The sequence below is a fragment of the Sinorhizobium psoraleae genome (genome assembly GCF_013283645.1).
GTDB classification, from domain to species: domain Bacteria; phylum Pseudomonadota; class Alphaproteobacteria; order Rhizobiales; family Rhizobiaceae; genus Sinorhizobium; species Sinorhizobium psoraleae.
This window is the reverse complement of the sequence record NZ_JABEKV010000004.1, coordinates 838624-851461: the sequence shown is the minus strand read 5'-3', so window position 1 is coordinate 851461 and position 12838 is coordinate 838624. Positions and strand designations below refer to the sequence as shown.

Genomic DNA, 12838 nt, shown 5'->3' with positions numbered 1-12838 from the left:
CGTGAGCCGCAAACGGTCCCTCCATGTGGCGCGGACCCAGAAAACTGGCATGTAAATGAGCCACAAAGAAACCGTCCGTTAACCATTTCAGCGCAAATGTGGTTACCAGTTTCGGACGTTGACCCATCAAGGATCGATTATGTTCTCGCGCCCTTCTTTGATTGTTCGCGGCGTTGCCGCTTTCGCGCTTGCTGCCACTGTCGGCATTGCGGCGCCGGCGTCGTCCGGCGCCCGCGACAAGGCCTTTTTCGAGAAGGTAGCCGGCCAGTGGAAAGGTCCCGGCGAGATCGTGGCCGGCAAGTACAAGGGTACGAAATTCACCTGCGACCTCACCGGCGAACCCGCATCGGGCAAAGATGTCGGGATCAAGCTCGACGGTTTCTGCCGGGTCGGTGTCTTCAAGCAGCCGATGTCTGCGATGATCACGCAGAAGGGCAACGGCTATACCGGCAAGTTTCTCGACGGCGCCGACGGCAAGGGACTCGACGTCGTTTCCGGCAACGTTGCGAAGGACAAGGTCGTGGTCGGGATCAACCGCAAGCAGCTCAATGGCGCGATGATCGCCCGGCTGCAGGACGCGGAAACCATGAACATCACGATTTCCGTCAAGGTCGAGGAGACGATGGTCCCGGTCATCGGCGTGAGCCTGAACCGTCAGATGGACAACATCGCGGTCGGCTCGATCAAGTAGCAACGCTGAAATGAATTGCATACAGCCCGGCCTTGACGCCGGGCTTTTTTCATTTGCCTAAGAAATTCAGTTGCGCTTGCGCCACCAATCGGGGTCGCCATCCGCCACTTCAATTCCGGTGACATCGGCATTGCCCAGCCATTCGCGAACGGTTCGCCCTTCTATCAAAAGGTCGGCTGCGAAGTCGGCAAGCGGCATCAGCACGAAACCGCGCATCGTCATGCGCGGATGCGGCAATTCCAGCTTTTCGCTCGCTGAGTTCACGCCATCGAAGGTCAGCACGTCGATGTCGATCGTGCGCGGCCCCCAGCGCTCCTTGCGGACCCGCTTCATCGCCCGTTCGATATCGAGGCAGGTGTCGAGCAGTGCCTCGGGATCGAGCACCGTCTCGACCGCGGCGCACGCATTGAAGAACCAGGCCTGATCGGTCTTGCCCCATGGCGGTGTTCTGTAGAGCCGCGATACCGCGGTGATCCTGCAGTCCGGTCTCGCGTCAAGCGCGCGCAATGCTTCCGCCATGGCCTGTGGCGGATCACCGAGATTGCCGCCAAGACCGAGCGTCGCATGCCGCCAGGGGTTATTCCGCGACATGCTCGACCGTGACCTCCACGTAGTCCAGAACGCCCGGGACCGGCGCGTTCGGCTTGCGGATGGAAACCTTCGCCCGCCGGATCTGGCGGAAGCGCGCGCAAAGCGTCTTTGCGACCTCGAGCGCGAGCGCTTCGATCAGGTAACGCCGACGGCCGGTGACGATTCTCTCGATTTCCGCGAAGGCGATGCCGTAGTGCACGGTGTCGTCGATGCAGTCCTCCGCGAGAGCCGTGCCCTGCTCCACTTCGAGCTCCGCATCGACGAAGAAACGCTGTCCGAGAAACTCCTCCTCGTCGAGCACGCCATGGCGGGCGAAGAAAGCGCAATTCTTCAAAGTGATGATGTAGGTCGCAGTCATGGCTTCATGTCCCGTCAGCTGTTCTTTGCGGCCAGCATAGCATCCGCCATCACCAGTGCATCCCTGTTGATTGCGACATCATGCACCCGAAAAATCGCAGCGCCCGCTGCCCTGAGAAGCGCCGTCGTCGCCGCCGTTCCGATGTCACGCGCCGGCGCATCCCGTCCCGTGACCGCACCGATGAAGCGCTTGCGCGACGTTCCGACCAGGATCGGCAGGCCGAAACGATGCAACTCCGCGAAACGCGCCATCAGTTCGAGATTTTCATTCGTGTCCTTGGCAAACCCGAAACCAGGATCGAGCACGATCCTTTCCCGCGCGACGCCGGCCTCGGACGCGATCTGCAGCGATCGATCCAGAAAATGAAACTGGTCGTCGACGACGTCGTCGAGCTTCTGCCGGTCGCGGCCCGTGTGCATGATGCAGAGCCCTGCCCCCGTTGCCGCTGCAACATCCGCGATCGCCGGTTCGCGCTGCAGCCCGTGGACGTCGTTGACGATGTGGGCGCCCGCTTCGACGGCGAGTCGTGCCGTTTCGGCGCGGTAGGTGTCGACGGAAATGATCGCCCTCGTTTCGCGAGCGAGCCCAGCGATCACCGGAAGGATGCGCGCTTGCTCCTCCTCGGCAGTTACCGGTTCTGCGTCCGGGCGGGTGGATTCGCCGCCGATATCGAGAATTTCCGCGCCCTGCTCGACCGAGCGCAGTCCGGCGGCGACGGCCGCGGCGGGGTCGACGAAATGCCCGCCGTCGGAGAAGGAATCCGGCGTGACGTTGATGATCGCCATCAAAACGCCACGCGTTCCGAGTTCGAGGCTGCGTCCATGCGCCAATTGCCAACGAGACATCTGAAATGGATTGTTCGTCATGTTCCCATGATCCTGCGATGCGGAGAAGCGCGCTATAATTCACTGGCTTCACCAAGAATAGTTCAGCCTGTTCAATATCAAATGGTTGCGAAGCTTTCTTCACGTAACTCCGAGCGCCCCGAACGCCATCTCCGGTCGATTTGTGTTGCGCTAACGCTGGCTATGCCCCAAGCTTGAACCAAGTTCAACCAAAGAGAACCACGCATCGATGTACCGAGTACGCTTTCCGTTGAAAGCCGCGCTTGTCGCGTTCTTCGTCGGCCTTCCGCTGGGCAGCGCCGCGGGAGAAACTGTGTTCAGCAAGACCTTCACCTATTTCTCGATTGGTGGCCGCACGGCCGCCGAACTCGACAAGGCACTTGCTGCGGCCGGCCCCGTGATGACAAGCACGGGCGCGCGCCACCCGGGAGCCACACGGATCAAGTTCGGCGGCACGATCACCTATGTCAGCCGCAGCGGGCGTTGCGCCATCGGGACCGCGCGCGTAACGCTCAGCACGCGCATCATCCTGCCGCGTTGGAAATATCGCAAGCAGGCAGGGCGCGACCTCGCTTTGGTTTGGGACACGCTGGCAAGCGACATAAAGCGCCACGAGGAGCGGCATGCAGAGATCGCCCGTAATCACGCGCGCCAGATGGAAAAGGCGTTTATGGCGCTGAAGCCAGAAGCGGATTGCGAGCGCATGCAGGCCAAAGTGGCTCGAACAAGCGCAGCCGAAGTCGAAAGCCACGACAAGGATCAGGCACGCTTTGACCGGACGGAGGCCGCAAACTTCGATCGCCGCATGATCCGGCTGCTGCAATACCGGCTGGAAAGCATCAAAGAGCGGCGCTAAGGCCGCTCCCACTCCGCTCTACGCTCGCCTCACGCCGCCACTGACAAGCGCGACTGCCGCTTTGTTCAAGAAGCAAAAACTCGCCCCCAAGAACAGGATGACTATAACCTGGAAGTGCGCAAGGCGGCTGCGCAAAACCCACGGTATTTTATTGGCGAATTCTAACGATGGCAGTGGGGCGCCGACTCAGCTATATTCATACCATGAAGTGAGCGGTAGAATTAAAGTTCAACCTCTCGACGAGATGGACGTTTAGCTATGGATCGGTAGTAAGACGTTGTGCTCGTATACGATCTTATTCGAGTTTCGCGTCGTTGCTGAAGCGTTTTTCATATAACGCGAAGCAATGAAGCAAAAACAGGTTCTCCTGGCGTGTCCTGGTGCAACAGATGTTCCCTCCCTCATCTGCTTGCGATACGCCCTCCTTGCCTCGCTTGTCGATGCGACCAGCGAGGCATTTTTTTTTGCGGTCGTGCGTTGAGCGGAAGTGGCTGCTGCAAAAAGCTCGGGGGTCAGGCCTGGCGCTCCGGAACATGGACCACCAGCCCGTCCAGAGCTTCACTCATCTTGATCTGGCAGGAAAGCCGTGACGTCGGGCGCACATCATAGGCGAAATCAAGCATGTCTTCTTCCATTGCCTCCGGCGCGCCGACCGCCGCCGCCCACGCGTCGTCGACATAGACATGACAGGTCGCACAGGCGCAGGCGCCGCCGCATTCGGCTTCGACACCCGGCACAGAATTGCGAACCGCATTCTCCATGACCGTGGAGCCGTTCTCGACATCGAGTTCGTGGCGCGTGCCGTCAAAGGCTACGATCGTAAGTTTTGTCATTTCTCTTTCCGGAATGGATTGGCAGGACTGGCCGCCAACGCAAGTTCCTGCAGCGACAGGCGGTCGACGGCGCAAATTCAGGGCACGTTCTTCCAACAAATTGGCCAGCCAGTCAACAACAGCCGGTCGTGCCTCGTGGCACATGCTCGTCGGCACTGCCACGAATGGCGTCAAATACACGGAAGTCCTACAAAGAGGGACTTGAGTCAGCGGCAAAGCTTCAGAATGAAAAGCTCGGCCTCGAGCACGGCAGCGCCGAGCGCGCCGGCAATGCTGGCGTCCGCCGGTTTCTGCTCGATCGCGGCGGCGGCCTCAGCGACATCGGCGGCGCCGACAGCAAGTGCCGCACCCTTCAGCCGATGCGCGGCCTGGATACGCCGATCGGCGTCGCCGCCGGCGATCTCGCTTACCGCTTGCCGCGCCTGGCGCGCGAAAAGCTGCAGAACTTCGATCTCCAGTTCCTTGTCCCCCATTGTCTGCCTGCCGAGTTGGGCGAAGTCGATGGGTTTTCTGCAGGGCGAGGGAGAGCTTCCCGGATTGTCCGGTGTCTCGAAGGCTATCTTGAGTGCCGCCATGGGCCAGTTTCCTGTTATTGGGTGCCGCTTTCGCCGGTGCGTGTTGCACGGCTTCGCGCACACGTGGATCATCGGCCGGCGGCGCTGCCATCGGCTTAAGCCGCGACGCAATAGATGCAGGAATCTGAGGAAATGGTTAACGCTCGCTAAACCGGCTGATTTCCTTGGCTTTTTCAACAGGCAGGCGGCCGTCTTGTTAAGAAATCATTAGGATTTTAATGAATGCCGATTGCGCTTAATTGTAAGAACCTGGCTAATGTGTCACTACGATACGGTCAGGAACGTGTTTGCGTACGAAAGTGGCAACTCTTCCGGTGGATAAGCTCTGTGCTCGGTGCCGCGAGGCCTTAGTTCCGGCTATCCATCGAGGCAATGGAATGGGTGATCAGACAGGGCCTTGCGCAGATGTGACGCGCATATCCTGCCGTCACCGCCCTGTTTTCGGATGTCTTCGGGATCGCCTGTTTGGCGCCGCGGAGATGGCCATCGGCGGGCAATAGTAGTGAGGCGTATCCCTATGGCGACGAAAAAGAGCAGTGAGTCGATCGATGAGAAGGCGTTCCAGGCACTGGAAGCGGCTCTGAAAATCGACTTTGACGACCTTAAGTCGGCTCTGAGTGACAAGACTTCCTTGGATGAACCGGAGGAAAGTGTGTCCGAGCCCAGCAAGCAGGCGGCCGCACCATCCGAGCAGGCGCAGGCTCCAAAGGCGCAGCAGGAAGCGCCGAAGGCGGTGCGCAGCCTCGCGCCCGAACCCGCTCCGAAGCAACCGCCGCTTTCGCCGGCAAATGACGATACGCGCCGGTCGCCAGCCGCGATGCTGCGTTCCCTCGAGGTTCGCACCAGCCGCGCGGCAATCCGTACCGCCGCGCTGGTGTCGCTGCTTTGGGCCTTCGCCGGCGTCGCCGTCGCCCACCTCCTCTATGCACCGCAGATCTGGCAGATCCGTTCGCTCGCCGATCTCGCCGCCACGCCGGGCGTAATCGCTATACTTGTCGGCATCGCCCTTCCCGTGATGCTGTTCTTCTCGTTTGCCATCATGATCGCGAGAGCGCAGGACCTGCGCAACGCCGCGCGCTCGATGGCGGAAGTCGCCCTGCGTCTGGCGGAACCGGAAACGACGGCCGCGGACCGCGTGATGACGGTCGGTCAAGCTGTCCGTCGCGAAGTCTCGGCCATGAACGAGGGCATCGAACGGACCATCGCCCGCGCGACGGAGCTCGAAACTCTCGTGCACTCCGAGGTCAATGCGCTCGAGCGCAGCTACAGCGAAAACGAGCTTCGCGTTCGCACCCTGGTGCAGGAACTGGGGCTCGAGCGGGAAGCGATCATCGGACATGCCGACCGGATACGCACGTCGATCGCCGGTGCGCACACCAAGCTGAAGGACGATCTGGAACTGGCGAGCGAGGACATCGCCTCGCGCATTGCTGTTTCCGGCGAGGCCTTCGCCTCGCTGATCGATACGCGTGCCGCCACCCTCAGCGAAAGATCAGAAAACGCGCTGCAGACCATCAGCACGATGCTGTCTACCCGCACCGATGCGCTCCTTTCGGGACTGACGACTGCGGGTGTCGCGCTCAGCAACGAATTCGATGCTCGGCTCGATGCGCTTAGCGAGACGATTGAGAAACGGGGCGAGCATCTGCTCAGCCAGTTCGAAACGCGCGCTTCGACGCTGGACGCCAATACCGAGAAGCTGAACGCCGCACTCAATGAGCGCGCGCGCCAGCTCAATGAAACGCTGATCGCACGGACCCGCGACCTCAACGAGAGCCTCAGTGTCGGCCAGCAGGCAATCTCCGGCGGGCTCGACGACATGCTCGCCTCGCTCAACTCCGCCCTCGACGAAAAGGGCGCAAGCTTCAGGCAGAGCCTGAAGTCGAGCGCAGACGACGCGATCATGGATCTCGACCTTCGCGGCGGTTTCTTCGAGGAGAAGCTGCAGACCACCGTCGGCCATTTGGCGACAGCGTTCGACGAGCGCTTCCATGAGTTCGCTAGCGCCTTCGACAAGCGGGCAAGCCTGCTCGATACCAAGCTGATGGAAAGCCTGCACCGGATCAACGAGACCGTCAGCGGCGGTTCCGAGGCAATTGGCAGCGCCCTGGACAGCAGCGTGGAGAAGCTAGGTTCCGCCCTGTCCGACCAGTCGCTGACGCTCGCAACCGCACTCGGTGCGACGCAGGACTTCATCGAGGAGACGATCGGCAACCGCACGTCCGAACTCAGCAATCTCCTCGGGAACGCCCATAGCCGCATTGACGGCGTGCTTTCCGAAAAGACCGGATCGCTCATGGGCGCCCTTACCGAGGCGCAGGAGCGCATTGAGAACGGCTTTGGCCAACGCGCCGATGCGCTTGCGAATGCCCTGACGACGAGCGAACAGCGCCTGACCGAGGGCCTCGATTCGCGCACATCGGCCTTCATCGATGGTTTGCAATCCGCCCACGCCCGTATCGAACAGACGCTGACCGGGTCGACCGACGAGATCACGAGCGCGATCGCGGCAAGCCAGCATCGTCTCGACAACACGCTTTCGGAACGCACCGCCGCCCTGTCGTCGGCGCTCGCCTCCGGCCTCGACGTCATCGAAGGCGCTGTCGGCGGCACTGCCGATCGGCTGGAACACCTCCTTTCCGATCGCGGCAAAGCGATTGCCGAAACGCTCGGCAGCCAGACAACGGCGCTTGATGGCGTGCTATCGCGGCACGGCCAGGCAATCACGGAAACGGTCAGCAGCCAGGCGACGGCGCTTGATGGCGTGCTGTCGCGGCACAGTCAGGTAATCACGGAAACGGTCAGCAGTCAGGCGACGGCGCTTGACGGCGCGCTGTCGCGGCACAGCCAGCTAATCACGGAAACGCTCGGCAGTCAGACGACGGCGCTCGACGGCGTGCTGTCGCGGCACAGCCAGGCCATTACCGAAACGCTCGGCAGCCAGACCGCAGCGCTCGACAGCGTGCTCTCGGAACGGGCGACTGAAATCAGCTCGACCATGTCGGCGCGTGCCAACGAAATGGCCGACTCGCTCAGCCGTCACGTCGAGGACGTCGCCGACAACCTGACGTTCCGCGCGATGGCTGTTGCCGAAACAATGACCGACCGTGTCGGCGATATTGAAAACAAGCTTTCGCAGAGCGTGTCCGAAGTCGCCGAGAACCTTGGCGGCCGCGTCAGCCAGATCGCCCATACCCTGACCGACACAAGCGCGCGCATCGCCGAAGATCTGAGCGGGCGTGTCGGCAAGATCTCGGAAGCACTGGCAGGTACCAGCGCCGAAATCGCGGAAGCCCTTACGGCCCGCACGTCAGAGGCGACCGCCTCGCTCGCCGGCAAGGCCGCCGAAATCGAACAGGCGCTTTCCGGCAAGACCGAGCATCTGCGCGACACGCTCACGACGACGCATGATCAGATCCGCGCGACGCTCGACGATCGTATTCACGCGATCAACCTTGCTGTCGGCCAGGGCCGCGAACAGCTCGAGGATCTGCTGTCCGATCAGTCCCTGGCGATCGCGACGACGCTGGCGACCAGCGCCAGCATGCTTGAAATGTCGCTGGAGGAGCGCCAGACGTCGATTGCCGGCGTCATCGACCGCAGCGCCGAAGCGCTCGACGCGCGCATGCGCTCCACCACCGGCAACATCGCAGAGCGCCTTGCCGAGACGGCCGACCAGATCAGCATTGCGGCCGACACGCTCACCAATCGCGTCGACATTTCGGTCAACAGCATCAACAATCGTCTCGACGATACGGGTGCCCGCATCGAAGCCGGCCTCGGCTCGCTCGAAGAGCGCGTTCGCGGCAGCGCCGGCAGCGTCAACGCTTTCGTGGACGAAACCGGAGCACGCATCGAGACGAGCCTTGGTTCGCTCGAGGAGCGCATTCGCGGCACTGTGGGCACCGTCAGCGGCATCGTCGACGATACGGGTGTCCGCATCGAGAACCGGCTCGGCGCCGTCGAAGAGCGCATTCGCGGCAGCGTCGGCAATGTCAACGCGATCGTCGACGACACTGGGGCTCGCATCGAAACAAGCCTCGGCTCGCTCGAAGAGCGAATTCGCGACAGTGTCGGCAGTGTCAACGCCATTGTCGACAATGCCGGACAGCGGATCGCCGAGAGCCTTGGCGAGCGCGCCGGGGAGATCGATCGGATCAGCGAGACTGCGGCAGTCCGCATCTCCACGGCAATCGAGGCAGGTACCGGTCGCATCGAAGAGCGGCTCGGCACGATGGACCGTGCTCTCAACATCGGCCTCGATAATGTCAGCCGGACGATCGAAGGCAAGGCCGCCGCCCTCGTCACCAGCTTGCGCGGTGCGGTAAGCAATGCGGCGCAGGAACTCGACGCGGAAGCTGCGCGTTCGGCCGACCTCTTGTCCAAGGCCGGCGCTGATTTCGCCGACGCGCTTGCCGCCCGCAACGCCGAATTCGCGACCTCGATCGAGCAGACCGCATCGGCTACCGCGGCCCGCCATGCCGATCTCGTCCGCTCGGTCACCGACGCCGCGGACACGGCAACGGCGCGGCTTGCCTCCACCCATAACCAGGTTGCGAATCACGCCCAGGGCATCCAGCAGAGCCTTTCCGATGCGGAGAAGGCGCTCGATGCCCGCGGCCAGGCCATCCGCAGCACGCTTGACGAACGCACCCGCGAACTCAATTCTATGCTCGCCGGCCGCTCGCAGGAGCTGACTCGCCTCCTCGATGAACAGGCACGTCCGGTCATCGAGCAGTATGCGGCAACCGGCAAGGAGGCTGCCGAGCGGATTGCAGCCCTCACCCAGGAAAGCGCGGATCGCCTGCGTGCTGAAAACGCAGCGCTCATCAATGCGATTACCGAGCGGACGGACGAAACGCTCAACGCCATCACGCTGCGCGCGGAAGAAACGGCCAAGGCCATGAAGATGGTCGAGAACCGTCTCCAGTCGACGGCGATGGGCCTCATCGACCAGCTCGCCGCCAACAATTCGGCGATCGCGACCGTCATCGACCAGGCAAGCAGCAATCTCGGCGACATGGATCAGCGCCTCGAGGCGACGGCATCGAAGTTCTCGGAAACGACGCGGCAGGCTTCCGACATGCTGTCCAGTTCCACGCGCCTCATCGAAGGCCGGGTCGACAAGCTGTCCGACATCGCCGGCTCGACGCTCTCGCAGATCGGCGGGATCGTCGGCCGCTTCGAGGACCATTCGAAGGTTCTCGGCCAGGCGTCCGATCTGCTGGCGGCTGCCCAGTCGAACCTGGTCAGCACGCTTGAAGAGCGTCAGGATGCGCTGCGGACGCTTTCCGTCGGCCTGGTGCAGCGCTCGGAGGAAATCGAGCGCACGATGCGGGCACTGGAAGGTTTCGTCGATGGCGCCTTCCAGCGTGCCGAAGAGCGCTCCGGCCAGGTCGCCGGCAATCTTCGCAACGGCATCCAGTCGTCCTTCTCGGACGTCGGCCGGCTGCTTTCGAGCACCGAACAGCGCGCGAACGAGGCTGCCGAAGCGATGCGCAACGCTTTGGCGCAGGCCGGCGAGGAAGCCGGCGCCTCGGTGGAAGGTGTCTTCGCACGCGCCGAGGAACGGACCCGACAGATTGCCGATACCTTGCGCTCCGGCGTCGAGACCTCGTTCGCCGACGTCAACAAGACCCTCTCGCAGGTCGAGGGCCGCGCGCTCAGCGCTTCGGAAGCCCTTCGCCGCGCCATCGCCAAGGCTGGCGAGGACGCCGGTCACTCGATCGAAGGCGCCTTCGCAAATGCCGAGGAACGTTCGAAGGAAGTGGCATCGCGCCTGCGCGGCAGCGTTGGAGCATCGGTGTCCGATATCGAGCGCATGCTCGCCGAAAGCGGCAAGAAGTCCGACGGCGTCGCCACGCAATTGCGCGAAGCTGTCCGTCAGGCGATCGACGAGGCGATCAACCGCTTCAGCGGCGCGACCGACGATATCCGCCGCTCCGCGAGCGAGATCCGCAAGGAACTCGATATGACCCGCGAGGAGCTGAAGCGCGGCGCCTTCGACCTGCCCGAAGAGGCAAAGGAGAACGCCTCGATGATGCGGCGCGCCGTCTCCGAGCAGATCAAGGCCCTGCAGGAGCTTTCCGAAATCATCGGCAAGTCCTCCACGCAGCTCGAGGTCGCGCAGCCGGTTCGCCAGCAGGCCGTCTCGAATGCTCCGGCCCCCGCCGCCACGCGCCCTGCCGTGCAGCAAACCGTTGCGGAGGAGCGGCGCGAGCCGCCGGCTCCAGCGCCGGCCCCCGCCCCGGCTCCGGCTCCCGCCCCGGCTCCGGCTCCCGCTTTGCGTGGAAGCCTTGGACTGGAGCAGGCAACGCGGCCGCAACCGCCAGCGCGCCAGGACGTTGCGGAAGACCGCACCGAGGAAGGTGGCGGGTGGATGCGTGATCTGCTTCGCGCAGCCTCACGTGAGGAAGCTCCGTCCACCGCACGCCAGCGGCCGGCCGAAAGCCAGCCTGCGGTGCGCGCCGGGGATACCCGCAATCCGCGTCATGTGGTCGAGTCGTTGAACTCGCTCTCGGTCGACATTGCCCGGGCCATCGACCACGACGCATCGGTGGATCTGTGGCGGCGTTATCAGCGCGGCGAACGCGATGTCTTCACCCGCCGGCTCTACACCCTCAAGGGACAGCAGACGTTCGACGAGATCAAGCGCAAGTACGACCGCGAGCCGGAGTTCCGGACGGCGGTAGACCGCTACATTGCCGATTTCGAGAAGCTGCTCGCCGATGTCGCGCGGAACGATCCGGACAAGCGCATCACGCAGACCTATCTGACGTCCGATACGGGCAAGGTCTATACGATGCTCGCCCACGCGGCCGGTCGCTTCAACTGATCCGGCCAAAAAATCCTGATGAGAACGGCTCCGTCGAAAGACGGGGCCGTTTTCTTATCCGTGATATCCCAAGCGGCCACTGAGGTGGTGCCAGAACACGCCGACCGATGCGGTGTCACGGAGTTGACCATGCCCGTGCAATTCAGGCGGATCGCTCCTTCAGCGCCGGGGATGTTGCCATGGCATTGGTCTCCAGCCCAATCGTCGCGTACGCGCCACGCGACGTTCTTTTGGGCCGCGGCATCAGGTGAGACCGGCAGCGCGCCATCTCTATGGCGCGTAGAAGCTTATGACTGAGCGGCGCAAGCAGACGGCTCTTCCCCGAAGCATTTTGAACGGTCCCTTAAATCAGATCCGATTCAAGGATAAACTGATGCTGGAATTCAGGTGCTACATGGGAGGCCTTGCGCGTCCGATTAGAGCTGTTCAGCACTTTGTTGAAGCGATGAACGCTCTAACTCCTTGAAGCGAGGCAATTCCTCACGGAACCGTTAAACACGCTCCTGGAATTGCTCTCGACGCGCGGCGGTGCAGGAGGTGGACATGAAACCGCGGATCAAAGTCCTTACCCTCGGCGTGAGCGATCTCGAAAGGTCTCTTGCCTTCTATCGTGACGGAATGGGATTGCCGACGGAGGGTATTGTCGGGCAGCAATTCGAAGATGGCGCGGTGGTCTTCTTCCACATGGGCGAAGACCTGATCCTTGCACTGTTTCCGACAGCTTCGCTTGCCAAGGACGCGAACATAACCGCGACGCCAACACGGCTCGGTGCGGTGTCGATCGGGCACATCGTCAAATCAAAGGTCGAGGTCGATGCGATCATGAAACAGGCTGAGCGTGCCGGCGCGGTCATCACCAATCCGGCGCAAGAACGCTTCTGGGGCGGATATTCGGGCTATTTCCACGACCCGGACGGCCATCTCTGGGAGATCGCCTGGAACCCGCAATGGACAGTACCCGATTGAACGCCGCACGCTCGAGCAATTCAAGGAAAAGTGTTTAACGGTCCTCCGTCCGGAACGTCATTTCAAGGGGTTAGATCAGGTCGCTGTAACACTTTGAATTGCTGCAAGATTTATCCTTAAATCGATACCAATTTAAGAACCATGCAGCAGGTCCGGCCATCGCTGCACGCCGAGGCTTGGCGGCCGGGTGTGGGAATGCGCCAGAATGGTGAGAGCCCGGCAATGTCGGGATGTCGTGCAAGCAAAAGAAAAGCCCCGGATCAATGAACCGGGGCCTTCTAGGTTTCG

Annotated in this window: 9 protein-coding genes; 4 read left to right on the top strand and 5 right to left on the bottom strand. The window is 62.2% G+C overall.

All coding sequences use genetic code 11. From position 1 onward, the window contains the following. Positions 1-139: 139 nt before the first annotated feature. Positions 140-691, top strand: a complete 552-nt coding sequence (locus ILFOPFJJ_RS25080) for a hypothetical protein (RefSeq protein ID WP_173513233.1) — start codon at positions 140-142, stop codon at positions 689-691. A gap of 66 nt (positions 692-757) precedes the next feature. On the opposite strand, the gene folK is transcribed toward ILFOPFJJ_RS25080, so the two are convergent. From folK to folP, 3 genes are read right to left on the bottom strand one after another with little or no spacing between them, the layout of a single operon-like run. After that, on the bottom strand, positions 758-1282 hold the full coding sequence (gene folK, locus ILFOPFJJ_RS25075) for a 2-amino-4-hydroxy-6-hydroxymethyldihydropteridine diphosphokinase (protein ID WP_173513232.1): 525 nt from the start codon (positions 1280-1282) through the stop codon (positions 758-760). Beyond that, complete coding sequence (gene folB / locus ILFOPFJJ_RS25070; protein WP_136505573.1) at positions 1269-1640, bottom strand: dihydroneopterin aldolase; 372 nt, start codon at positions 1638-1640, stop codon at positions 1269-1271. The genes folK and folB overlap by 14 nt, the downstream gene beginning before the upstream one ends. 14 nt (positions 1641-1654) lie before the next feature. Then, positions 1655-2506 (bottom strand): dihydropteroate synthase, encoded by an 852-nt coding sequence (gene folP / locus ILFOPFJJ_RS25065; protein ID WP_173513231.1) that lies wholly within the window; start codon positions 2504-2506, stop codon positions 1655-1657. A gap of 208 nt (positions 2507-2714) precedes the next feature. Here folP and ILFOPFJJ_RS25060 point away from each other — a divergent pair, with 208 nt between their 5' ends. Beyond that, on the top strand, positions 2715-3341 hold the full coding sequence (locus ILFOPFJJ_RS25060; protein WP_173513230.1) for a DUF922 domain-containing Zn-dependent protease: 627 nt from the start codon (positions 2715-2717) through the stop codon (positions 3339-3341). 512 nt (positions 3342-3853) lie between these two features. On the opposite strand, the gene ILFOPFJJ_RS25055 is transcribed toward ILFOPFJJ_RS25060, so the two are convergent. Both ILFOPFJJ_RS25055 and ILFOPFJJ_RS25050 read right to left on the bottom strand, forming a co-directional pair. After that, positions 3854-4174, bottom strand: a complete 321-nt coding sequence (locus ILFOPFJJ_RS25055) for a 2Fe-2S iron-sulfur cluster-binding protein (protein ID WP_173513229.1) — start codon at positions 4172-4174, stop codon at positions 3854-3856. A 206-nt stretch (positions 4175-4380) separates the two neighbouring features. Next, positions 4381-4749, bottom strand: a complete 369-nt coding sequence (locus ILFOPFJJ_RS25050; RefSeq protein ID WP_173513228.1) for an Hpt domain-containing protein — start codon at positions 4747-4749, stop codon at positions 4381-4383. 517 nt (positions 4750-5266) lie between these two features. Between ILFOPFJJ_RS25050 and ILFOPFJJ_RS25045 the strand changes: the two genes are divergently transcribed. After that, positions 5267-11584 carry an apolipoprotein A-IV repeat region-like domain-containing protein gene (locus tag ILFOPFJJ_RS25045; protein ID WP_173513227.1) on the top strand — a complete coding sequence of 2106 codons (6318 nt, stop codon included), beginning with the start codon at positions 5267-5269 and terminating at the stop codon, positions 11582-11584. Positions 11585-12127: 543 nt separating this feature from the next. Continuing rightward, positions 12128-12550: a VOC family protein gene (locus ILFOPFJJ_RS25040; RefSeq protein ID WP_173513226.1), complete on the top strand. Its 423-nt coding sequence runs from the start codon at positions 12128-12130 to the stop codon at positions 12548-12550. Positions 12551-12838 lie beyond the last annotated feature (288 nt).

What these genes read in the sequence shown, in the direction of transcription:
- ILFOPFJJ_RS25055 (WP_173513229.1), bottom strand. Translation starts at nt 4,174, where the DNA reads ATGACAAAACTTACGATCGTAGCCTTTGACGGCACGCGCCACGAACTC.
- ILFOPFJJ_RS25040 (WP_173513226.1), top strand. Translation starts at nt 12,128, where the DNA reads ATGAAACCGCGGATCAAAGTCCTTACCCTCGGCGTGAGCGATCTCGAA.
- folK (WP_173513232.1), bottom strand. Translation starts at nt 1,282, where the DNA reads ATGTCGCGGAATAACCCCTGGCGGCATGCGACGCTCGGTCTTGGCGGC.
- ILFOPFJJ_RS25060 (WP_173513230.1), top strand. Translation starts at nt 2,715, where the DNA reads ATGTACCGAGTACGCTTTCCGTTGAAAGCCGCGCTTGTCGCGTTCTTC.
- ILFOPFJJ_RS25080 (WP_173513233.1), top strand. Translation starts at nt 140, where the DNA reads ATGTTCTCGCGCCCTTCTTTGATTGTTCGCGGCGTTGCCGCTTTCGCG.
- ILFOPFJJ_RS25050 (WP_173513228.1), bottom strand. Translation starts at nt 4,749, where the DNA reads ATGGCGGCACTCAAGATAGCCTTCGAGACACCGGACAATCCGGGAAGC.
- folP (WP_173513231.1), bottom strand. Translation starts at nt 2,506, where the DNA reads ATGACGAACAATCCATTTCAGATGTCTCGTTGGCAATTGGCGCATGGA.
- folB (WP_136505573.1), bottom strand. Translation starts at nt 1,640, where the DNA reads ATGACTGCGACCTACATCATCACTTTGAAGAATTGCGCTTTCTTCGCC.
- ILFOPFJJ_RS25045 (WP_173513227.1), top strand. Translation starts at nt 5,267, where the DNA reads ATGGCGACGAAAAAGAGCAGTGAGTCGATCGATGAGAAGGCGTTCCAG.